General features: G+C 65.0%; 20 protein-coding genes and 1 pseudogene. 18 read left to right on the forward strand and 3 right to left on the reverse strand.

Going from position 1 to position 22,836, the window contains the following annotated elements; all coding sequences use genetic code 11:
* Positions 1–45 precede the first annotated feature (45 nt).
* From E4O86_RS04105 to E4O86_RS04130, 6 genes are all read left to right on the forward strand, one after another.
* Complete coding sequence (locus E4O86_RS04105) at positions 46–540, forward strand: TRAP transporter small permease (RefSeq protein ID WP_161139243.1); 495 nt, start codon at positions 46–48, stop codon at positions 538–540.
* Positions 540–1,832 (forward strand): TRAP transporter large permease, encoded by a 1,293-nt coding sequence (locus tag E4O86_RS04110; RefSeq protein ID WP_161139244.1) that lies wholly within the window; start codon positions 540–542, stop codon positions 1,830–1,832. Before E4O86_RS04105 ends, E4O86_RS04110 begins: the two co-directional genes overlap by 1 nt.
* A gap of 200 nt (positions 1,833–2,032) precedes the next feature.
* On the forward strand, positions 2,033–3,772 hold the full coding sequence (locus E4O86_RS04115) for a flavin-containing monooxygenase (protein WP_343039089.1): 1,740 nt from the start codon (positions 2,033–2,035) through the stop codon (positions 3,770–3,772).
* A gap of 2 nt (positions 3,773–3,774) precedes the next feature.
* Positions 3,775–4,722 carry an alpha/beta hydrolase gene (locus tag E4O86_RS04120; protein WP_246206200.1) on the forward strand — a complete coding sequence of 316 codons (948 nt, stop codon included), beginning with the start codon at positions 3,775–3,777 and terminating at the stop codon, positions 4,720–4,722.
* Between the two features lie 49 nt (positions 4,723–4,771).
* A complete protein-coding gene (locus tag E4O86_RS04125) occupies positions 4,772–6,142 on the forward strand; it encodes a flavin-containing monooxygenase (RefSeq protein ID WP_161139245.1) in 1,371 nt (456 codons plus the stop codon).
* A complete protein-coding gene (locus E4O86_RS04130) occupies positions 6,130–6,900 on the forward strand; it encodes an SDR family NAD(P)-dependent oxidoreductase (protein WP_161139246.1) in 771 nt (256 codons plus the stop codon). The genes E4O86_RS04125 and E4O86_RS04130 overlap by 13 nt, the downstream gene beginning before the upstream one ends.
* Before the next feature lie 7 nt (positions 6,901–6,907).
* Here the strand turns inward: E4O86_RS04130 and E4O86_RS04135 are convergent, their stop codons facing one another.
* The 3 genes from E4O86_RS04135 to E4O86_RS04145 form a co-directional block, all read right to left on the reverse strand.
* A complete protein-coding gene (locus E4O86_RS04135) occupies positions 6,908–7,690 on the reverse strand; it encodes an SDR family oxidoreductase (RefSeq protein ID WP_161139247.1) in 783 nt (260 codons plus the stop codon).
* Positions 7,691–7,718: 28 nt separating this feature from the next.
* Positions 7,719–9,332, reverse strand: coding sequence for a flavin-containing monooxygenase (locus E4O86_RS04140; protein ID WP_161139248.1), 1,614 nt, complete (start codon positions 9,330–9,332; stop codon positions 7,719–7,721).
* A 229-nt stretch (positions 9,333–9,561) separates the two neighbouring features.
* Positions 9,562–10,335, reverse strand: a complete 774-nt coding sequence (locus E4O86_RS04145) for a carboxymuconolactone decarboxylase family protein (protein ID WP_161139249.1) — start codon at positions 10,333–10,335, stop codon at positions 9,562–9,564.
* A 251-nt stretch (positions 10,336–10,586) separates the two neighbouring features.
* On the opposite strand from E4O86_RS04145, the gene E4O86_RS04150 reads away from it, so the two are divergent.
* The 12 genes and pseudogenes from E4O86_RS04150 to E4O86_RS04205 all read left to right on the forward strand — a co-directional run.
* Positions 10,587–11,831, forward strand: a complete 1,245-nt coding sequence (locus E4O86_RS04150; protein WP_161139250.1) for an ABC transporter substrate-binding protein — start codon at positions 10,587–10,589, stop codon at positions 11,829–11,831.
* A 31-nt stretch (positions 11,832–11,862) separates the two neighbouring features.
* Positions 11,863–12,729 carry a branched-chain amino acid ABC transporter permease gene (locus E4O86_RS04155; RefSeq protein ID WP_161139251.1) on the forward strand — a complete coding sequence of 289 codons (867 nt, stop codon included), beginning with the start codon at positions 11,863–11,865 and terminating at the stop codon, positions 12,727–12,729.
* Positions 12,729–13,856, forward strand: coding sequence for a branched-chain amino acid ABC transporter permease (locus E4O86_RS04160; protein WP_161139252.1), 1,128 nt, complete (start codon positions 12,729–12,731; stop codon positions 13,854–13,856). Before E4O86_RS04155 ends, E4O86_RS04160 begins: the two co-directional genes overlap by 1 nt.
* A gap of 2 nt (positions 13,857–13,858) precedes the next feature.
* Positions 13,859–14,647 carry an ABC transporter ATP-binding protein gene (locus E4O86_RS04165; RefSeq protein WP_205520689.1) on the forward strand — a complete coding sequence of 263 codons (789 nt, stop codon included), beginning with the start codon at positions 13,859–13,861 and terminating at the stop codon, positions 14,645–14,647.
* 2 nt (positions 14,648–14,649) lie between these two features.
* Positions 14,650–15,465, forward strand: a complete 816-nt coding sequence (locus E4O86_RS04170) for an ABC transporter ATP-binding protein (RefSeq protein WP_246206186.1) — start codon at positions 14,650–14,652, stop codon at positions 15,463–15,465.
* Between the two features lie 28 nt (positions 15,466–15,493).
* Positions 15,494–16,276 (forward strand): carboxymuconolactone decarboxylase family protein, encoded by a 783-nt coding sequence (locus E4O86_RS04175; RefSeq protein ID WP_161139254.1) that lies wholly within the window; start codon positions 15,494–15,496, stop codon positions 16,274–16,276.
* Positions 16,277–16,541: 265 nt separating this feature from the next.
* Complete coding sequence (locus tag E4O86_RS04180; protein ID WP_161139255.1) at positions 16,542–17,543, forward strand: zinc-binding dehydrogenase; 1,002 nt, start codon at positions 16,542–16,544, stop codon at positions 17,541–17,543.
* Positions 17,540–18,487 (forward strand): branched-chain amino acid ABC transporter permease, encoded by a 948-nt coding sequence (locus E4O86_RS04185; RefSeq protein ID WP_343039090.1) that lies wholly within the window; start codon positions 17,540–17,542, stop codon positions 18,485–18,487. The genes E4O86_RS04180 and E4O86_RS04185 overlap by 4 nt, the downstream gene beginning before the upstream one ends.
* Positions 18,484–20,268, forward strand: a complete 1,785-nt coding sequence (locus tag E4O86_RS04190) for a branched-chain amino acid ABC transporter ATP-binding protein/permease (protein ID WP_343039091.1) — start codon at positions 18,484–18,486, stop codon at positions 20,266–20,268. The genes E4O86_RS04185 and E4O86_RS04190 overlap by 4 nt, the downstream gene beginning before the upstream one ends.
* The gene (locus tag E4O86_RS04195; RefSeq protein ID WP_161139256.1) at positions 20,261–20,968 is read left to right on the forward strand and encodes an ABC transporter ATP-binding protein; all 708 of its coding nucleotides are present in this window, start codon (positions 20,261–20,263) and stop codon (positions 20,966–20,968) included. Before E4O86_RS04190 ends, E4O86_RS04195 begins: the two co-directional genes overlap by 8 nt.
* Before the next feature lie 16 nt (positions 20,969–20,984).
* Positions 20,985–22,205, forward strand: coding sequence for an ABC transporter substrate-binding protein (locus tag E4O86_RS04200; protein ID WP_161139257.1), 1,221 nt, complete (start codon positions 20,985–20,987; stop codon positions 22,203–22,205).
* Positions 22,206–22,543: 338 nt separating this feature from the next.
* Positions 22,544–22,815, forward strand: a pseudogene (locus tag E4O86_RS04205) (IS481 family transposase); the annotation flags it as partial.
* Between the last annotated feature and the right edge of the window lie 21 nt (positions 22,816–22,836).

The raw sequence follows: 22,836 nt of genomic DNA on the forward strand, positions 1-22,836 counted from the left end.
GCCATTGTTTCCTTCCCCGAGCCTGCGATCAGGAGGCGGCGACTCATGCTCACCCGCATTGAAACCATCACCACCTTCGCCGCGAGCGTGCTCGTCCTTCTGCTCGCCTTCCTGACGCTCGGCGACGTGATCGGGCGCAACCTGCTCGGCAGTCCGTTGCCTGGTGCGACGGAGCTGACCGAGCTGTCGCTGGTCGGCATCACCTTCCTGCTCTATCCGCAGCTCGCCTATCGCCAGCGCCATGTCGTGATCGACCTGTTCGACAACGTCACGCCACCCTTGATGAAGCGGGTCCAGCAATTCATCGCGGCGGCGCTCGGGGCGGGCACTTTCGCCGTGCTGGCGTGGCGGCTCGCCGTGCAGGGATCGCGGGTGGCGAGCTACGGCGACGTCACCCCGTTCCTCCAGCTTCCGCTCTCGCCGGCCTACTATTTCATGGCGGCGCTCTCCGCGGTCACCGCCATCGCTTTCCTGCTCACGATCTTCAGGGTTCCGGGCGACGACAACCACGGCGCGGCGCGCCATTCGGGTCTCGAATAATGCTTGCAGCTTCCATCGGATTTCTGTGCGCCTTCGCGCTGATCTTCCTGCGCGTGCCCGTGGCGATCGCGCTCGCGGTGGTGGGCGCGATCGGCTTTGCCATCGTCAATGGCGCCACGCCGGCCATGAGCATGCTGGCGCTGATCACCAGCGGCTCGACCATGTCCTATTATCTGTCGGTCATTCCGCTCTTCATCCTGATGGGCAATCTGGTCGCCGGAGCCGGCATCTCGGCGGATCTGTATCGCGCCGGGCAGGCCTTTCTCGGCCACTGGCGCGGCGGGCTGGCGATGGCGACGATCGTCTCGTGCGGCGGCTTCGCGGCCGTCTGCGGCTCGAGCGTCGCCACCGCGGTGACCATGGGCAAGGTGTCGATTCCTTCGATGCGCAGCTACGGCTACTCGAACGGGCTCAGCGCCGCGACCGTGGCGGCCGGCGGCACGCTCGGCATCCTTATTCCGCCCAGCATCATCATGGTGGTCTACGGCGTTTCCACCGAGACCCATATCGGGCAGCTTTTCGCCGCCGGCCTGCTGCCGGGGTTCCTCGGCGTCGTCGGCTATGCGCTGGCCGTGCGCTGGACCGTGTTCCGCAAGCCGGAATCGGCCCCGCCGGCCGAACGCGCGACGACGCGCGAGCGCCTCGAGGCGTTGCGCCGCATATGGACCGTGGCTGCGCTCTTCGTGCTGGTGCTGGGCGGCATCTATACGGGGCTTTTCACCGCGACGGAGGCCGGCGGCATCGGCTCGGTCGGCGCGCTCGCCTTCGCCATCGCCCGCCGGGTCAGCCTGCGCGAGTTCTACGAGATCCTCAAGGATACGGTCCAGACCACCGCCATCCTTTTCGCGCTGATCATCGGGGCAACCATCTTCGGCGAATTCATCAACCTCACCGGCTCGCACCGCGCCATTCTCGAACTCGTGGGCAATTCGGAGCTGTCGCCCTATACGGTGATCCTGATCATCACGGTCATCTACGTCCTGCTCGGCTGCGTGCTCGACAGCCTGGCCATGATGCTGCTCACCCTGCCGATGTTCTTCCCCATCGTGGTCGGGCTCGGCTTCGACCCGGTCTGGTTCGGCATCTTCGTCGTCATGCTGGTCGAGCTCGGCCTGATCACGCCGCCGATCGGCATGAACCTCTTCATCCTGCGCTCGATCGCGCCGGAGGTGCCCCTGGCGACGATCATCCGCGGCATTATGCCCTTCATCGTCTCCGACGTTGCCCGGATTCTCCTGATCATCGCCTTCCCGTCGATCGTGCTGATCTTGCCCCGATTGTTTTTCGGGTAGGGCGAGCGCGTCGGCACACGGCGTCGCGCCCCTGGCGGCCACATCGCATGGGTCGTCCGCAGTGAGCGCGGTCGCAGCCGGATAGCCGCGACCGCTCAGGACCCCAGCCACCGAAGCTGACGAGCCTGAAAGCATTGCATTGGTCCGACAATTGGTCTACTAATCGGTATGCATATATGCTAGTTGGTTCCGGCACGCGGTTGGGCCGCAAAGCGTGCGCAAGCGATAAGCGCCGCAAAGGCGCGCCGATCCCAAGGAGGAGCGACATGGGTGGTTCCAGGACCAGCAGCGGAGATCGGGCCTGCGACTTCGACGTGATCGTAGTCGGTGCGGGGTTTGCCGGTCTCTACATGATCCACAAGCTTCGCCAGATGGGAATGAGCGTCCGCGCATATGAGGCGGCGGACGATGTTGGCGGCGTCTGGTACTGGAACCGCTACCCCGGCGCGCGCTGCGATGTCGAGAGCATGCAATATTCCTACGGCTTCTCGGAAGAGTTGCAGCAGGAGTGGAACTGGACCGAGCGCTTCGCGCAGCAGCCGGAAATCCTCGCTTATATCCAGCACGTCGCCGACCGCTTCGAGCTTCGCTCGGCCATCCAGTTCAAGACCCGTGTCGAGGCGGCGAGTTTCGACGAGCCGACAGCCTCCTGGACGGTGACGACCGACCGCGGCGATCGCGTCACCGCACCGTTCCTGGTCATGGCCAGCGGCTCGCTGTCGACCGCCCGCCTGCCGGACATCTGCGGCATCGAGGATTTCGGTGGCCGCTTCTATCACACCGGCCAGTGGCCAGCCCACAAGATCGATTTCAGCGGGCGGCGCGTCGGCGTCGTCGGCACCGGTTCATCGGGCGTGCAGGCGATCCCGATGATCGCCCGCGAGGCGGAGCACGTCTACGTGTTCCAGCGCACGCCCAATTTCGTGATTCCTGCACGCAACCGCCCGCTCGATGACGAAGGACAGCGGAAGTGGAAGGATCGTTATCCCGAACACCGGGCACGGGCGAAGCAGGTCGGCACCTTCTACGAATTCAGCGACCGCTCCGCGATGGACGTGTCGGAGGACGAACGCCGCGCCGAATACGATCGGCGCTGGGCCGAGGGCGGCGTGAATTTCGTGCATTCCTTCAAGGACATCTACCTTAACGAGGAATCAAACAAGACTGCGGCGGACTATGTACGCGAACGCATCCGGTCGATCGTGAATGACCCGGAAGTGGCGGAAAAGCTCTGCCCCAAGGATCACCCGCTGGGGACAAAGCGCATCTGTGTCGGCAGCGACTATTACGAGACCTACAACCGCGACAACGTCACCCTGATCGACCTGCGGTCGGAGCCGATCGATCGGATCCTTTCCGGCGGAGTCCGCACCGCGGCGGCGGTATACGCGATCGATACTCTGGTTTTCGCCACCGGCTACGATGCGCTGACCGGCGCGCTGACGGCGATCGATATTCGCGGCCGCGACGGCGTTGCGCTCAAGGACAAGTGGGAACACGGGCCCCAGAACTATCTGGGCCTGATGACGGCCGGATTCCCTAACATGTTCATCATCACCGGACCCGGCAGCCCGTCGGTGCTGGTCAACATGATCGTCGGCATCGAGCAGCATGTCGAATGGATCGCCGACTGCATCCAGCACCTCCGGGCGAGCGGCTTCGACACGATCGAAGCGGCCCGCACGGCGGAGCAGGACTGGGTTCGCCATGTCAACGAGGAAGCGGACAAGACTCTCTTCCCGCGCGCCAACTCCTGGTACATCGGCGCCAATGTTCCGGGCAAGCCGCGCGTCTTCCTGCCCTATACCGCCGGCATCGGCCGCTATCGGAAGACATGTGAAGATGTGGCCGCCGCCGGCTACCGAGGCTTCGTGCTCGGGACGGCTCCAGCGAAGCAGGGGCGAGGTGACCACCAGGACCGGCGGCAGGCGGTCGCGTGACCATGGAAAGGCAAGAAGCAATGCCGCTCGATCCCGTCATCCGGGCGATGCTCGACAAGGCGGCCGCGTTGCCGCCGATGCATGCGCAGACGGTCGAGGCAGTTCGCGGCGGCGATCTGGCGCGTTACGCTCTCGTGCAGCGACCCGAGGTCGGCCATGTCGAGGACCGGACGGTGCCCGGTCCCCGCGGCGACATGAAGATCCGCATCTATCGGCCCGACCTGCGGGATGGGCGGCCGGTGGTGCTCTATTTCCACGGTGGCGGCTTCGTCATCTGCAGCATCGACACGCATGACGGCATATGCCGCCAGATTTGCCGCCGGGCCCAAGCTATTGTCGTCTCGGTGGACTATGCGTTGGCGCCGGAGCACAAGTTCCCGGCGGGTACCGACGATTGCCTCGCTGCCGCCCGCTGGGTGGCCGAGCACGCAGCTGAATTCGGCGGCGACCCTACGCGGCTGGCGTTGGCCGGGGATAGTTCAGGCGGCAACATGGCCGCCGTCACCGCGATCCGCATACGCGACGAAGGCGGACCGGATGTCGCAGCGCAGCTTCTGATCTACCCGGTCACGGACCACTATTCGGCGGGGTCGGCCTCGTATGTCGAACGCGGCACCGGCTGCGGTCTGACCAGCGAGACCATGAAATGGTTCTGGGGACATTATCTCAACGACCAATCGGAGGGCGCGCATCCGTATGTCTCGCCCAATCGGTCGCAGAACCTGAAAAGCCTGCCGCCGGCTTACATCGTGACCGCCGAATACGATCCGCTGCGCGACGAGGGCGAGGACTATGCACGCCGCCTGCGTGATGCCGGCGTGGACGCCACGCATATCCACTATGGCGACGTGCATCATGGCTTCATGCCATGGGTCGGCATTATCGGCCGTTCCGAGGAAGCGCTGGATGCCGCCTGCGGCTGGCTGCGCGATCGGCTGAACATCGACTGAGGTGCTGTCGGCCCGGCGTTCGGAGTCCGCCATGCGAGGGAGAACAACGTTGGCAGAGAAACACTTCGCCGTCATCGGCGCCGGAGCAGGCGGTCTGTGCGCTGCCAAGAACTTGCTGGCGCGGGGCGTTGATGCGACGATCTTCGAGATCGGCAGCAGGATCGGCGGCCTATGGGCCTACGAGAACGACAGCGGCCGCAGCCCGGCCTATCGATCGTTGCATATCAATTCGGAAGCCAAGGTTAGCTCCTTCATCGATTTTCCGTTTCCCGAGGACACGCCGCTCTATCCCGACACGAGCCAGATGGAGCGCTACTTTCGGGAGTACGCAGACCATTTCGATCTGACCCGGCGCATAAAATTCCACAGCGAGGTGGTGAAGATCGAGCCTGAAGGCGCACGGTACCGGATCGTGCTCAAGAACGGCCAGTCGCAGGTCTTCGACGGGGTGGTCGTGGCTAGCGGACATCAATCCATCCCGCGCCATCCGCCCCAGATCGAAGGCTTTACCGGCGAGTATCTGCATTCAAATGCCTATCGCGTCCCGGAGCCGTTTGCCGGAAAGAGGGTGATGGTGATCGGACCCGGCAACAGCGGCGTCGACATCGCGGCCGACATTTGCACAGTGACGGAGCAGACGATCCTTTGCGCCCGCTCGCCGGTGCTGGTCATGCCGCGGCTGATGTTCGGCGTGCCGCAGTCGCGCATCCTGACGAAGTTCGAGAAGCCGTGGCTGCCCTGGCGCGTGCGCGTATGGCTCAGGACCATGCTGACGCGGATCTTCCACGGCCGCATGGAGCAATGGGGCTTCCGTACGCCGAATACGCGCACACATCCCATCAGCCATCCGACGCTGATCTCCCACATCGCCTGGGAACGCATCAAGGTGAAGCCGGGCATTGAGCGCATCGACGGCAAGGTGGTGCATTTTGTCGACGGCACTAGCGCGGAGGTCGACAGCATCATCGCGGCGACTGGCTACGAAACCGATCTGCCGTTCCTGCCCGAAGGCACGTCACCGGTCTCGGGGACGCGGCTGGACCTTTACAACCGCGTCGTCCATCCCGGGCTGCCGAACGTCTTCTTCATCGGCTATTTCGACGTCACTGGCGGCGCCAACATCCGCATGATGGACGATCAGGCCGAGTATATCGCCGCGGCGGCGAGCGGCGCCCTCAAGCTGCCGACCAAGGCGGAGATGGAAAAGGCCATCGCCGACGACCATGCTTGGCAGGCGAAGCAGTTTCCGGATTCGCCGCGCTACGGGCTGGAACTCGATCCGCGCCGCTACCGAAAGGCGCTGGCGCGCGACTATGCGAAGAGCGGCATCAAACGCTCCCCACCGGTTCCCGCCCTGGTGCGACCGCAGCGGCAGGTTAGCTGGGCGGCGGAGAAAAGGGATCAGGCATGGCAGGCGTGACGCGCCGCACGGCGATCATCACGGGGGCCGGCGCCGGAATTGGCAGGGCGATTGCGCAGACGCTGTCGCGGGCCGGCTACGATATCGGGATCTTCGATCTTGACCGGTCCGGTGCCGAGGAAACCGCAGCGCTCGTGAGGAGGGAAGGCCGCCTTGTAGAGGCTGCTTACGGCAATGTCGCGTCACGCCAGGAGGTAGAGGCCGGAGCCGCGCAATTGATAGAGGCGCTCGGCCATGTCGATCTGCTGGTCAACAATGCCGGCATTCTGCGCACGTCGCGCTTCCTCGAGACGAGCGAAGAGGAATGGCGCAAGGTGTTTTCGGTCAACCTCGATGGTGCGTTCAATTTTTGCCAGACAGTGCTGCCGCATATGGTGAAGCGACAGTCGGGCGTGGTGGTCAACATGGCCTCGTGGACAGGGAAGAAGGGCGTCCCGAACCATGCCGCCTACAGCGCCAGCAAGTTCGCCATCATTGGATTGACGCAGGTGCTGGCGGGCGAGATGGCAGAACACGGGATCCGGGTGAACGCCGTCTGCCCGGGCATCATCGTCGATACGAGGATGCGCGAAGAGGCGGAGGCGCTGAATCGCGCGCAGGGTCTCCCTGATGTGGAGACGCGAGTGAAGACGATTCCGCTGCGCCGCGCAGGCCAGCCAGACGACATCGCGGGCGTCGTCGCCTTCTTGGCTTCCGACGCTGCGGCCTACATGACCGGCCAAGCGATCAACGTTACCGGCGGCCTGTGGATGAACTGAAGCGTGATCAGTCCGGCTGGGTCGCGAAAGCCGAATAGGCGGAGTATGCGAGCCAGCCGCAGTCGATCGGCAGTAGCACCCCGGTAATTGAGCGCGCCGCGTCCGAACACAGGAAGAAGATGCCGTCCGCCACCTCTTCCGGCTCGACGAAGCGGCGCAGCGCGGAACGCTCCACGACCAGCTCCGGATCGCGCTGGCCCTTTGTGATCAGCGAGGCCATCAGGGGCGTCATCGTATAGCCCGGGGCGACAGCGTTGACGCGCACGCCCCTGGGGCCGAGTTCGGCAGCCATGATCTCGGTCAGCATCTTCAGCCCTGCCTTGGACGTGGCGTAGGCGGGCTGGGCCGAAGCGCGGACCGAGCTGATCGAGCAGAGATTGACGATCGCGCCGCCACCCTCATCCGCCATGAGAGACCCGATGGCTCTGCCCATCAGGACTGCGCCGCGCAGGTTGACGGCCATGATGGCGTCGTAGGCCTGCATCGTCATGTCCGTCAGCCGGACTGCGCCCTGCAGGATGCCCGCTGAATTGATCAATGCGTCCAACGGACCGGCCTCGCGGCTCAGCGCCGCCGCGAAGGCGCTCACATCTTCCTCGGAGGAAACGTCGAGGCGGCGGAACTCGCAGGCACGGCCTTCGTCCGCCAACTGGCGCTCCAGCGCCTCGCCTCCCGGGACGTTCACGTCGGCTATGAGGGTGCGCCAGCCTTCAGCGGCGAACTTGCGAACGCAGGCGGCACCTATGCCGCTGGCACCGCCGGTTACGACTGCAAGTTTCTGTCTTGTCACGGGCAGCCTTTGGTGCGGGACGAGTTCATCAGGCCAACTGGAAGCCCCTATAGCCCTCGGCAGCTACGGTTTCGCAGATCTGGCTGTATTTTCCGAAGCCGCCGACATAGGGCAGGAACACGCGTGGCTTGCCGGGAATGTTGGCGCCCATGTACCAGGAGTTGGTCCCGGTGAAGAGCGTCTTGCTCGCCACCTCGCCGACCTCCCGCACCCATGCGTCCTCGGCTTCTTCGGTGGGCTCGATCCGTTCTGCGCCTCCGGCCCGCATATGATCGATGCAGCGCGCCACCCAGTCGACATGCTGCTCGATTGAGACGACGACGTTTGTGAGGATCGACGGGCTGCCCGGTCCGGTTATGACGAAGAGATTGGGGAAGCCGGCCATCATCAGCCCGAGATAGCTGCGCGGGCCCCCGTGCCATTTGTCGGCGAGCTTCAGGCCGTCCCTGCCGCGGATGTCGATCTTCAGCAGGGCGCCGGTCACCGCGTCGTATCCGGTCGCGAAGACGATGGCGTCGAGATCGTAATGGGCTGCCGCCGTGCGGATACCGGTTTCGGTGATCTCCTCGATGGGCGCCTGGCGCAGATCGACCAGCGTGACGTTCTCCCGGTTGAACGTCTTATAGTAATCGGTGTCGACGCAGATGCGCTTGGTGCCGATCGCGTGGTCGGTCGGCGTCAGCATCTCGGCTACCTTTGGATCCTTTACGATCTCGCGAATCTTCTCGCGTACGAATTCCGCCGCCAAGTCATTGGCCGACCTGTCGAAGAAAATGTCGTTGAAGCAGTGCGTGAAGTTGGCGCCGCCGGTCGCCCAGCGTCGCTCGTACTCGCGCCGGCGTTCGTCTTCGTCCACTTCGAAAGTGCCCCGCTGTGCATATTCGTAGAGAATGCCGGAGCGCGAGTTGCGGGCAGCGCGGCGATGCTCCTCGTAGTTTTCCTTCCATTCGTTCTGACGCTCGACCGGCAAGGGAGCATTCCAGGCGGGAATGGAGAAGTTTGGGGTGCGCTGGAGGACGAAGAGGTGGTCCGCTTCCGCGGCGATCATGGGAATTGCCTGGATGCCGGATGAGCCCGTGCCGATCACGGCAACCCGCTTGCCCCTGAAGGAGACCGGCTGCTTCGGCCAGCGCCCGGTATGAAACCATTGCCCGCCAAACCGGTCGAGCCCCTTGATATCGGGCACGCGCGCCGCCGAAAGGCAGCCGGTCGCCATGATGCAGAAGCGAGCCTCGAAAACGTCGCCACGGTCGGTCTCAACACGCCAGAGGTTCGCCTGCTCGTCATAGATGGCGGCGGTGACGGTGGTCTCGAGGCTTATGTCCCTGCGCATGTCGAAGCGGTCTGCGACATGGTCCAGATAGCGCTGGATCTCGGGTTGCGAGGCGTAGCGCTCGGTCCATTCCCATTCCTGCTGCAGTTCCTCCGAGAAGGAGAAGGAATATTGCAGGCTTTCCACATCGCAGCGCGCGCCGGGATAGCAGTTCCAGAACCAGGTACCGCCAACACCGGCACCGGTCTCAAACACCCGCACGGAAAGGCCGAGGCCGCGCAGCCTGTAAAGCAGGCAGAGGCCGGCAAAACCCGCGCCGACCACAATGGCATCGACATGTCGTACCGGCGGCTTGCCGCTTCCAGACATCCTCTCCTCCCGCGTTGGAACGTGGCGCATTCGATACGCGCAACGAACCGATTAGCATGTTTCCATATCAGCCAGTCAAGCGGAGTACCGATGGGTATGTCCGTCTTTTGACGCGGAAGGGATGACGAACGGCGTTCGACGGCCTGGCGTCCGATGATTCGGCAGGGCCCGAACGCCAGTCGCAAGGCAGGCGGGCCGCAGCTCTTGCGGCCATGCCGGCAGAGAACCCTCATCCGCGCTTCTTCAACTCGTCGAGCAGCACTGGAACGCCCATGATGCAGGTGTGCATGCCGAGCGCGGAGACGAGTTGATAGACCTCCATGATCTCGTCCTTGGTCGCGCCGCGGTTCAGGGCGTTCTGGATGTCGATGCGCAGACCGGGCTCGTAGAGGGTGGTTGTGGACGCGTCGATGGCAATGTGGATGAGCTCCTTCACCTTCGGCTCGAGCCGTCCTGTCTTCCAAGGTACTGTCGCGAGCGCGACATAGGCCGCGAAGAAATCGGGATCGGACTTGAGCAGCCCGTCCCAGTGCTCGTGCCAATAGCCGCGATGCCTCATATATTCGGCCTTCAGCGCAAGGCGGCGTTCATCCATCGGCGCCTCGAACTCGGCTGAGCGGCCCGCCTTCCGGAATTCGTCGACCAGCACCGGCATTCCCATGGTGAAGGTGTGCATGCCGAGCACGGAAGCGAGCTGATACACTTCCATGATTTCTTCGAGCGTAGCGCCATACGTCATCGCATTCCGCAGATGAACGCGCAGTCCCGGCTCATAAAGATGCGTGGTCGCAATATCGATCGCGATATAAACAAGTTCCTTGATTTTCGGCTCGAGCGTGCCCGTCTTCCACGGAACTGACGAGAAATTCAGATAAGCCCTGAAAAAGTCCGGACTAAGCGTCAGCATGCCATCCCAGAACTCGTTCCAGTAGCCGCGATTGGCAACGAAGTCCCGCTTCAGCTCAAGCTGCTCAGCAGAAAGCTCCGGCTCCGAAGGCTGCATCGACTATTCCTTTCCGATCGAGGGGCGCGCCATGGCTGCGGCGACCGATGAGCATCGAAGCATATTTAAACGTCAATATCGGTACTGACCAGTAGCGTGGCGGGCTCGCCGGCGCGACGACCCCGTTGACAGGAAGCCTACTCACTGGTATTTAAATTATGCTGTTGGTAATACCCCATACGGAAGGGTCCCAACGAGGAACAGCGGGCTTGCCCCCTCCGCCAGGGCGGGGGCGCAGGGAGGAGATGTGAATGGCAAGGTGTGCTGACGGGACTCATGCTGCGCGGCGTTTTCTCGCCGTTGCCGGCGCGGCGCTTTCACTCAGCCTCGGGTTTTCGTCGAGCCAGGCGCTCGCCTTCGAGAGCCCGCAGGACGGGGTCTACGAAGACCGCATCGATTGGGGCGTCACCGGCGACATGAGCGGGCCGGCCGCGGGATCGCAGCATCCCTGGGTCAAGGGGTTCCAGTCGCGTATGCATCTCGTCAACGAGAAGGGCGGGATCAACGGCCGGCAGATCAACGTGCTCGCCGAGGATACGCGCTACGACGCGCCGTCCGAACGCATCGCCTATGAGAAATTTGCCAGCCAGACGCCGGTGCTCGGGATGTCGGGCATGGGCAATTCCAGCGCGCAGACCGCTCTGGTGCCGATGATCAATCGGCTGAAGGTTCCGGTGGTCGGCACCTACACGACGGCGAAGGCCTCGGTCGAGCCCACCAACCCGCTCATCTACGGCGGCTTCTGCGGCTTCAAGCAGATGGCGCAGGTCGGCGTTGGCCACTTCGCAAACAGCCTCAAGCTCGACAAGCCGAAGGTCGCGACCGTCCACCTGGATGTCGCCTCGGGGGTCGAGTTCAACGGCTACATGGACGAGGCGGTGAAGAAGCTCGGCGGCACCAACGTCTCGATCCCTATCAAGGTGGTGGCGGCTGACGCGACGCCCCAGGTGCTCGCGCTTCTGGATGCCAAGCCGGACTTTGTCGCCATCCACGGCGTCGCGACGACCTCGCTGCTGGTGCTGAAGGCCATGCAGCAATACGGCGTCGACGTGCCGAGCTTTGCAATCACCTATTTGGGCACGCCCAGCGTCTATCAAAGCGTCGGCGAGGCGGCCGGCAAGAACTACCACTTCGTCAGCTGCTTCACGCCGGCCAGCGCCGCCAGCCCGGAAGCCGCGGCGGACCTGATCGCCCAGGCCGAGAAGGATGGCCACGGCGCGCTCCAGGACGACATCAACTTCGTCGCCGGCTGGGTCGTGGCCGGCCTCGTCGCCGAAGCCATCACCGAAGCCGGGGAGGAGCCCACCCGCGAAAAGCTCGTCGAGATACTGAACGACGGATTCGAACTGCCGGCGTCCGGCCTGTCCTCCAAGCTCGTCTACACGTCCAAAGACCATGAAGGCCTGAAGGTGCTTCAGCCCATCGGCTACGATTACGCGACCAAGAAGTTCAAGTCGTTCGGCGACTATGCGGACTTCGAGCAGTACGTGAACTGACGACACGAAACGGGGCGCGCGAGGACCGTCTATGCTGGTTCAATTTCTTCTCACCGGATTGGCTTTGGGCAGCATATACGGCCTCGTCGCGCTCGGCTTCGCCGTCATTTACAAGGCGGAGCGCGTCTTCAACTTCGCGCAGGGCATCCTGATGGTCTGCGGCGCCTATCTCGCCTATACGGCGACCACGCAGCTCGGCCTTCCTTTCCCCGTCGCCGTCATCGTCATTATTGCCGCGGCGGCGCTGCTGGGTATCGTCATCCAGTTCCTGTTCATCCGGCCCTTGAGCGGCCAGCCGCTCCTGCCGGTGATCATGATCACGATCGCGTTGTCGATCATTCTCAAGGCGCTCATCGAAATCCTCTACGGGGTGCAGCCGAAGCCGCTGGCGACCTCGCTGCCGACAGGCGTCCTGATCCTCGGTGACGTGAGGCTTTCGCAGCTCAACCTCACGGCGGCGGTCGTGTCATGGGTTTGCATGGGCGTGTTCTTCGCCTTCTTCCGCTTCACCAAAGCGGGACTGCTGATGCGCGCCACTGCCGACAGTCATGAGGCGGCAATCCTCTCGGGGGTCAATGTCAACCGGATCAATGCCGGCGCCTGGGCGATCGGCACCATCCTCGCAGTCATCGGCGGAGTGTTTCTCGGCCAGATTCAGCTTGCCTCTACCGAGCTCGAGCATATCGGCCTGCTCGCATTGCCGGCGGTCGTCATCGGCGGCCTTCAGAGCATTCCGGGCGCCATTGTCGGCGGCATTCTCGTCGGGGTGATCGAGCAGCTTGCCTCCGGCTACATCTCGCCCAAGGCGCGCGACGTGTTCATCTATATTCCGCTGCTGATCATGCTGCTCGTCCGTCCCTGGGGACTCTTCGGCAATCGCGAACTGGGGCGCGTGTGATGACCAGCGTTTCGACCTCCCGCACCGCGATGCCGATCGACGAGTTCGCTCCTTCCGCGCCCGCGAGACAAAAAGCTGCCGCACGGCCGCTGCGCTGGCTGTGGCTCGCGGTCGCCGCGGCGGTGCTCGTCTATCTGCCCTTCGTGCTCCACGATCGCGCGATCCTCGGATACCGGTTGAGTAACATCCAGCTGCTCAACGTCGGCCTGGCGCAGCTCAACCTGACGCTGATCGCCGTTCTTGGCGCGGTGTCGCTCAACTATCTCACCGGCTGTGCCGGGCTGGTCTCGATCGGCCATGCCGCGTTCTTCGCCGTCGGCGCGATGGCGGCGGCGGCGACTGGAGCGCAGCTCGGCCTGCCGTTCCTCGTGAGCCTCGTCGCCGCTCTGATCGCGGGCGCTGCCGCCGGCGTGCTCGCAGGCCTGCCGTCGCTGCGCGTACGCGGCCTCTACTTCGTGCTGTCGACCATGGCGCTCCACTTCATCGTGGTTTTCGCCTTCTCCGAATACCAGTACGCCGCCTTCGACGTTTTCGGCATCTCCTATCCGCAGCCTGCGATAGGCCCGTTCGCGCTGGACAGCGCGCTGAAATGGTACTTCTTCCTGCTGCCGATCGTCGTGCTCTGCTGCCTGGCTTGCAACTATTCGCTGAAGCATCGCGAGGGGCGGGCGCTGCTCGCGGTCCGCGACAACGAGCAGGCGGCATCCTCCAGCGGCATCGACGTGCGTGTCCTGCGTCTCAAGGCGTTCGCATTCAGCTCGGCCATCGCGTCGTTGGCCGGAGCGCTGCAGGCCTATTATCTCACCACCGTCTCTACCGAGCTCTACAGCCTGAACCTTGCGATCAGCTTCATCGCCATGATCATCATCGGCGGAATGGGCTCGATCGCCGGCGGCGTGGTGGGTGCGCTGGTCTGGCTGCTGCTGCCCTCGGTGCTCACCGGGTTTGCCGGCGAACTCGGCGCAGCGGGTGGCGGACTGGCGAAGATTTTCGTCGAACACCGGCCCCAGGTGGTCAACCTGATCTTCGGGTCGTTGGTCGCGGTGCTTCTCATCTTCGCGCCGGGCGGCATCGTGGGCGCGGCGCGGAAGCTCACCAAGCTGGTCAGGCCGGGCGCGGAGGCTTGACGATGATGGCGCTCAACGGGACGCCGGCGGCGGACACGCCGCTTCTCGAGGTCCGCACCCTCTCCGTCGCCTACGGCAGGAAGGCGGTGGCGCTCAACGCCGTCAACCTCACCGTGCCCAAGGCTGGCGTGGTTGCGCTGCTCGGCGCCAACGGGGCCGGCAAGACGACGCTGATCCGCACCGTCTCCGGGCTCATCCGGCTCCACAACGGCGCGATCACCGGTGGCGAAGTCTTGCTGGAAGGCAAGTCCATTGCCGGACTGTCGGCGGACCGTATCGTGCGACTGGGCATGGGCCAGGTCCCGGAAGGGCGGCTGGTGTTCAAGAACCTCACCGTCGAGGAGAATCTGCAGGTCGGCGGCGCCATCCTGCCGCGCGCGACCTTGGCAGAGCGGCTGGACGCGGTCTACGACCTCTTTCCTCGGCTTGCCGAGCGCAAGGACCAGGCCGCCGGGCTAATGTCGGGCGGCGAGCAGCAGATGCTGGCGCTCGGCCGCGCGCTCGCTGCCTCGCCGCGCGTCCTTTTGATTGACGAGCTGTCGCTGGGCCTCGCTCCGCTCATCGTCGGTGCGATCTACCAGCAGCTGAAGAAGATACGCGAGCATTTCGGCACCGCGCTGCTGATCGTCGAGCAGAATGCGCGCTTGGCGCTCGGCATCTGCGACTACGCCTATGTGCTGGAGCGCGGCGAGATCGTCCTGGCGGGACCGGCCGAGCTCGTGGCCGCGAGCGAGCGGATGCACGAATCCTATCTCGGCGCGCGCGCCGAGCGGCAGGCTGCGGCAGGGTGAGGATGACCATGGCAGCAACGGACAATCCGATCCTGAGGGTCGATGGCCTGCAGATGAGGTTCGGAGGGCTGACTGCGCTCGACAACGTCTCCTTCACCGCCGGGGAAGGGGAGGTCACTGCGGTGATCGGCCCGAACGGCGCCGGCAAGACGACGCTCTTCAACTGCATCACCGGCATGTATCGAGCGTCCGCCGGGAGGGTGAGCTTCGCCGGCCAGGACATCTCCGGCTTTGCGCCGCATCGGGTAGCGCGCGCCGGCATGGCGCGCACCTTTCAGAACCTCGCGCTGTTTCCCGGCCTCAATGTGCGCGACAACCTGCTGGTCGGCGCCTATCGCCACGGTGCTTCCGGTCTGATCGAGGGCGCGGTCCTGGGGCCGCGGGCGCGGCGCGAACAGGCCGCGGCCGAGGACAGGGCCGCCGAAATTCTCGAATTCCTCGGCATCCCGGAACTCGCCGAGGCGATGCCCGGTGAACTACCCTACGGCCGGCAGAAGCAGGTCGAGTTCGGCCGCGTGCTGATGCAGGACGCGCGCATGATCCTGCTCGACGAGCCGATGGCGGGCATGAGCCGGCCGGAGAAGACGCTCATGGTGGCGTTGATCCGCAACGTCCGTCACCGTTACGGCGTCAGCTTCCTGGTCGTCGAGCACGACATGCCGGTGATCATGGATATTTCCGACCACATCGTGGTGCTCGATTTCGGCCGCAAGATCGCCGATGGGCCGCCGGCGAAGGTGCAGCAGGATCCGGCGGTAATCGCCGCCTATCTGGGCTCGGAAGAGGCGGGACAGGCGGTGTTTGCCGGCGCAGCCTGAATTTCGGAATGACAGGGGGGCGGTAGTCGTGAACGAATTTGTGAGGACCGAAGCTCTCGACCGCGCGGCGCTCAAGCAGCGCTTCATCGAGGAGCGCGGCTACTGGAATTCCTATTGGGAGGGATTGCTGCAGGTCTCGCCCGGCTATTTCGAAGCGGCGCTCAACCTTTGGGGTCTGCCGCACCGGTCCGGTCCGCTCGAGCCGAAGGTGCGCGAATTCATCCTCATCGCCGTCAATGCTGCCGTCACTCATATGCACGAGCCGGCGCTGCGCCAGCATATCCGCAACGCGCTCGCCTTCGGCGCTAGCGAGGACGAGCTGGTCGAGGTGCTGCAACTGGTCAGCATCCTTGGCGTCCATGCTCTGTCCATGGGCGTCCCGGCGCTGGTCGACGAATTGAACAATCTCGACAAGGGAGATGAGATCGCGGAACTTCTGGCCGACCCGGAGCGGCAGAAGACCAAGGCCGAGTTCATGCGGCTTAGGGGCTACTGGAACGACTTCTGGAACGGGCTGCTCGCGATCGACCACGACTTCTTCAAGTCGTATCTCCAGTATTCGCTGGCCGGCCAGAAGGGGCCTCTCGACCCCAAGATCAAGGAATTCATCTACATCGCGATAGATGCGTCGGCGACCCACCTCTACGAGCCCGGCCTGCGCGTGCACTACCAGAAGGCCTTCGCCTGCGGCGCGACCAAGGAGGAGATTTTGCAGGTGCTGCAGATCACCGGCGAGATCGGCATGCAGACCTCCACGATGGGCATTCCCGTGCTGCTTGACGAATTGCGCCAGCACAAGGCGGCCCGATAGCCGCGATCTGTTCCTCCTCGGGGAAGAGGACGGCAATCGACGCATCTCCGAGCCTGCCGGCAGCGCCGCGCGCCCCTGACGGGAACGCGTCACATCGGCACCGGGGAGGGACTGGGAACTCTCGTTCGTCAGCCAGCGCTGGCAACCAGAAGGTACAGGCAAACACAAACGGTATGGGGGGTTCTCCTCTTCATACCTCCTTGGGAGGACCCGGCACGGGATGAGAGCAGTCGTCGTAAGAGAGCCTGGGCCTGCGCGGCAGGTGATGCGGGTCGAGACCCTGCCGGACCCGGTGCCGGGGCGGCTCGACGTGATCGTCCATGTCGAAGCCTGCGGCATCTGCTTCCACGACGTGGTCGCGCGGGATGGCACCTTGAAGGCCGGCGTCGAGATGCCGATCATCCCCGGCCACGAGGTTGCGGGCAGGGTCGTCGAGATCGGCGCCGAGGTTCGCGGCATTCGGGTCGGCGATCGCGTCGCGACCACGCAGCGCTATCATGTCTGCGGCGATTGCCGCTTCTGCCGCACCGCCCGCGAGCCGCTCTGCGACGAGAAGATCTTCCTTGGAGATGTCGGGCTGAACGGGGGCTACGCCGAGTTCGTCGCCGTCGAAGCCGACAATGTCGTTCCTGTGCCTGAGGGCGTGCCTGTCGAGGCGGCGGCGATCGCCTCCTGCGCGATCGGCACGATGTACCATGCGATCGTCGAGGTTGGGCAGGTCCGCCCGGGCGAGAGCGTGCTGATGACCGGCGCGGGCGGCGGTCTCGGCATGCACGGCCTGCAGGTCGCCCGCAGCGCCGGAGCCCGCGTCATCGCGGTGACGAGCTCGACGGAGAAAGCCGCCGCGATCCGCGATGCCGGCGCCCACGAGGTCGTGGTCGGCGGGCGCGGCGAGGATTTTTCCGAGGCGGTGCGCGAGCTGACCCGCGGGGAGGGCGTCGACGTGGTCATCGACAATGTCGGCAGCCCTGCCTTCGCCGCGACCCGCCGCTCGGTCGCCAAGGGCGGCCGCTGGGTGCTTGTCGGGCAGCTGGGCGGCGAATTCATCCCCTTCAACCCGGCGCAGCTTTTCCTGAAAGGCATTTCCATGCTCAGCGCCACCAGCACCACGCGCGAGGAGCTGCGCCGCTGCCTCGATCTTCTGGCACACGGCGCAGTTCGCGCCGTCCTGAGCGGATCCGTGCCGCTGGAGGAGGTCTACCGCATGCATGAGGCTTTGGAGCGCGGCGGCGTGCTCGGCCGCGCGATCGTGAGGCCAGGCTCGTGAGCATCTTCATCGAACAGTTCCTGCAGGCGCTGACGAGCGGGATCCAGCTCGGCTGTATCTATGGCCTGATGTGCGTCGGCCTCGCCTTCATCTTCGGCATCATGGGCGTCATCAACTTCGCTCAGGCCGATTTCATGATGGTGGGGATGTATCTGGTCCTGGCCATCGTCGGCAGCCTGCTCGCAAGCAGCTTCCTCGGTCCCGTCGCGCCGTTCCTTGCCGCCTTCCTGATCGCCCCGCTGATGTTCGCCATCGGCTACCTGCTGCATCGCTGGCTGATCGTGCGCACGACAGGCCTGAGGATCGCCAACCAGATCGAGGCGCATCAGGCCCAGCTCATCCTCACCCTCGGCGTTGCCCTGATCCTCCAGAACGGCGCCCTGATCCTGCTCGGCTCGGCGCCCGCCTCCATCATCAGCCCGCTGTCCTACTCGGCTTGGGAGATCCCTCTGCTGTTCGACGACTTCAGCGCCCTGTTCATCAACAAGGCCCGGACCTATGACGCCATCATCTGCGTCGCCGTCACGCTGGCGCTGTACTGGCTGATCCGCAGCACCCGCGTCGGCAAGTCGCTCAGGGCGTCGGCCGACAATCCGACGGCCGCGATCTATATGGGCATCGACGTCGACCGCGCGCACCGCATCGCGTTCGGCCTCGGCACGGCGATCGCCGGCGTCGCCGGCGGTCTGATCGTGCTGTATTATCCGGTGCAGCCGCTCGTCGGCTTCGATTTCCTCATCATCATGTATGCCGGCGTGGTGCTCGGCGGCCTGGGGAGTCTCATCGGCGCCTTCTGGGGCGGCTTCGTCATCGCGCTGGTGCAGCAGCTCGCGACGCTGGTGCTGCCGCTGCAGCTGCAGAACGCGACGGTCTTCATCGTCTTCCTGCTGGTCCTGCTGCTGCGCCCGCAAGGGTTCTTCGGCCGGCACGTGGAAAGGGCGTGACGGTGAGCGACCGGCGCAAGATCGCAAGGCCGCTGGCCTTCATCCTGATCATCGCGGCCGCCTGGTTCGCGTTGAGCTTCATTGTCGAGAACGCCTATTACGCGCTCCTGCTGACCATCATCCCGATCTGGGCCACCTTCGCCATCTCGTGGAACATCTTCAGCGGCTATAGCGGCCTGGTCTCCTTCGGCCATGCCGCCTTCTTCGGGCTCGGCGCCTACACGATAGCGCTCACCTCGCTCCATCTCGACCTGACGCCCTGGTTCGGCCTGCCGCTGGCGGCAGTGGTCGGGGCGGTGGCGGGGGCGGTGATCGGCTATCCCACCTTCCGGCTGAGCGGCCTCTACTTCGCGCTCGCCATGCTCGCCTACCCGCTGTCGTTGGTCTACGTCTTCGAATGGCTGGGCTACCAGGAGGTCATCCTGCCGATGCGGCCGGAGCACCGGCTCTGGTACATGCAGTTCGGCAGCTATCACGGCTATCTCGCCGTCGCGCTCGCCCTGCTCGTCCTCTCGGTGGTGCTGTCGCTGATCATCGAGCGCTCCCGCTTCGGCCTGTCGCTGCTGGCGATCAAGCAGAACGAACTGGCGGCCGAGGCCTCTGGCGTCGACACCTTCCGCTGCAAGATGCAGGCGCTGATCCTGAGCGGCGCCCTGGCGGCGACCGCCGGCGGCCTCTATGCCGTCGTCGTCTTCGTGCTGACGCCGGGCAGCGTCTTCGGCGTCATCATCTCGGCGCAGGCGATCATCCTTTCGCTGTTCGGCGGGGCGGGTGTCGTCTGGGGCCCGCTGATCGGAGCAGCCACGCTGCTTCCGCTCAGCGAGACGCTGCATGCCGAACTCGGCAGCGTGCTGCCGGGCATCCAAGGCCTGCTTTACGGCGTCGCCATCATCTTCGTCATCCTTCTTGCCCCGGAGGGAATCTACTGGCGGGTGAGGGACCTCCTGAGCCGCCGCAAGGGGGTCGAGCAAGCGCGGCCGGCCGAGCCGGTCGGCGCCGCGGCGCCCGCGGTGGCGAAAGACCACTCCGCGCCGCGGCCCGAGCCCGGCGATATCCTCCTGTCCGTTCGTGGGCTGTCAAAGACCTATGGCGGCTTGAAGGCGGTCGACGACGTCTCCTTCGACGTTCGCGAAGGAGAGATCCTGGGGATCATCGGGCCGAACGGCGCCGGCAAGACGACGCTCTTCAACCTGCTCAACGGCATCGTCCGCCCCAATGCCGGCGAGATACGGTTCGACGGCCGCGACGTGGCCGGCCTGAAGCCGAATCGCGCCTGCCGGCTGGGCATCGGGCGCACCTTCCAGGTGGTCCGCGCTTTTCAGCGCATGGCGGTGCTGGAGAACGTGGCTGTGGGCGCCTATGTGCACGCCGAGAACGAGGAGCAGGCCTGGAGGCTGGCCGAGCAGGCGGTATCGATGGTCGGGCTTGCCGACCGCAAGGATACGCTCGCCTCCGCGCTGACGAGCAAGGAACTGCGGCTGATGGAGCTTGCGCGCGCGCTCGCCTCGCGTCCGCGGCTGCTCCTGCTCGACGAGCCGCTGGCCGGCCTCGGCAGCGCCGAAACCGACGAGCTCATGTCCATGGTCGCCCGCCTGCCCGCGCACGGGGTGACCGTCGTCATCATCGAGCACACGATCGGTGCCATGGCGGGCCTGGCCGATCGCTTCGTCGTCCTCGACCACGGCCGGTTCCTCACGCAGGGCGCGCCGGGCGACGTGACCCGCGACCCCCGCGTGATCGAGGCCTATCTCGGGCAAAGATGGGCGGCCAAGCATGCTTGAAGTCCAGTCCCTTACCGTCGCTTATGGCGGGCTGCGCGCCCTCGCCGACGTCTCGATCGAGGTGATGCGGGGCGAGCTGGTCTGCGTCGTCGGGCCTAACGGTGCCGGCAAGTCCACGCTGTTCAAGGCTATTTCCGGAACGGTGGCGCCGCGATCAGGCAAGGTTGTGTTCGAGGGTGTCGACCTCTCGACCACGAGTGCGGCCCAGCGGGCGCATCTCGGCATCGCCCATGTCCCGGAGGGCCGCGAGGTGTTCCGCTCCATGAGCGTCATGGAGAACCTGGAAATGGGTGCCTGGGTCGAAGCCGGGCGCGAGCGCTTCGCCGAGACCCTCGATCGCGTGTTCTCGCTCTTTCCGAAGCTCGCCGAGCGGCGCCACCAGCTTGCGGGGACGCTTTCGGGGGGCGAGCAGCAGATGCTCGCCATCGGACGCGGACTGGCGTCACGGCCGAAGCTCATGATGCTCGATGAGCCCTCGATGGGCCTCGCCCCGGCCGTCGCCGACCTGATCTTCGAAAGCATCTCGCAGCTCCACAAGGAGAGCGGGCTGACGATCCTCCTCGTTGAGCAGCGCGTGGCCGAGGCCATGGAGCACAGCGATCGCGGCTATGTCCTGCAGACGGGCGAGGTGGTCTTGTCCGGCACGTTCGAGGAGCTTTCAAAAGACGACCGGATTCGTCGTGCCTATTTCGGAATGTAGCTAGGGAGGTGGAAAGATGAGAAAACTGCTTGCAGGTCTGAGTGCTCTGACCCTCACCGCGGTGTGGAGCGCCACGGGGGTGGCAACGGCCCAGGAACAGGTGACCATGGCGCTGGCCATGCCGCTGAGCGGCGCCTGGGCGCGCATCGGCGAAGTGTCCAGGGCCGCGGCCGAATGCGCCATCGCCGACATCAACGAGGCCGGCGGCATCGAGGCGCTCGGCGGGGCCAAGGTGAACCTGGTCGTGGCCGATGTCGGCGGCAGCCCGGAATCGGCCAAGAACGCGGCCGAGCGGCTTCTCTCCGCTCATCCCGACATCAGCGGCGGGGTCGGCGCCTATGTGTCGTCCTTCACGCTTCCGGTGACCGAGGTGACCGAGCGGGCCGGCATCCCGTGGCTGACGCTGTCCTATTCCGAGCGGATCACGGGCCGCGGCTACAAGCACGTCTTCATGACCTCGCCGACCTCGGTCAAGCAGGCGGAGGACGCGTTGCCGACGATCCTGGCGCTTGCCGAGCAGGCCACCGGAACGAAGCCCGACACGGTCGGCATCGTCATGGACAACACGCCCTCGCCGGTCGGCTTCACCGAGGGAATGCGCAACGGCGGGCTCAAGAAATTCGGGCTGGAGCTGGTCGTCGACCAGGTCTTCACGCCGCCGCTGTCGGTGGCCGGTCCCATCGTGCAGCAGGTCCGCTCCGCACGGCCCGATTTCCTGCTGTTCCTGCCGACCGCCACCCCGGACATCAAGCTCATCCTGGAGCAGCTCACCCAGTTCGGCCTGACGCGCGAGCGGCTGCCGCTGGTCAACAATGGCGGCCCGATGGGCACGCCCGACCTGCTGAACGTCGTGGGCAAGGATCTGCTCGAAGGAGCGATGTTCATCACCGCGAACTGGGGGCTGAAGGGCCAGGAGGACTTCACCGAGCACTGGAAGGAGTGCACCGGCCTCCCCTGGGTGACGCAGGACATCTCCACCTACGGCCATTTCTGGCTGCTCAAGGAAGCCATGGAGATGGCCAAGTCGGCCGATCCGGAGGCGGTGACGCAGGCGCTTCACGCCATGAACCTTACCGATGGACCGGCACGTTTCTTCCCGGGCGGCACGGTCTCCTTCGCCGAGAACGGGCGCAGGAACAACGCCTCGATCCTCATCGCACAGTGGCGTCACGGCGTTCCGGTGACCGTGTTCCCGGCCGAATCAGCCGTGGCCGAGCCCGTGTGGACGGGCCAATAAGGTCGGCTTCGACCCTATAGCCTGGCATATCCCAAGGCGTGGCAAATGGTGGTCGGCCACGCCTTGGACCTTGCGGGGTCCGGAAACGCCGCTCAAGTGGCCCCGCATGTCGTCAAGCTTGCGCGGACCCTGCTCGCAAGCCCTGCGCAGTCGCGATGGCCGGCTGCGCGGGGTGCGGCTTGGGGCTGGTTCCACCCGGTTCCGACCGTTCTGCTTTGGCTGATAGAGCCCGCTTCGGCGGCCGCCAGGAGATCAGCCGCTTCTGCAATATCTGTCCTCTTAAGCGTCTTTCCGTGCCGGGCTTTGGCAAGGGAGGAAGCTGTTACGGGACGTGTTTCGGCATCGCGCACCGCAGGACCCGCCTGCGGACACCCCGCGCCTACGGCTTTGCCGAGCGCTTCGACGGTGCCGTCTTCGACGAATTCTTCCGGGTGAAGATGCGCGCCACCTTCTACGAGGCGGTGGAGACCTGCGAGGCGGTGGCGGCCTTCCAGGCCGATCTCGATCTCTCGCTCGTCCACTACAACACCGAACGCCCGCACCTCGGCTGTCGAAACCAAGGCCGCCGGCCGATCGAGAGACAATCAACTCATTCGTCGCGAACGGCGGCAGGGGCACAAGACCCGTGCCG

The organism is Propylenella binzhouense (assembly GCF_009866965.1).
Classification (GTDB): domain Bacteria; phylum Pseudomonadota; class Alphaproteobacteria; order Rhizobiales; family Afifellaceae; genus Propylenella; species Propylenella binzhouense.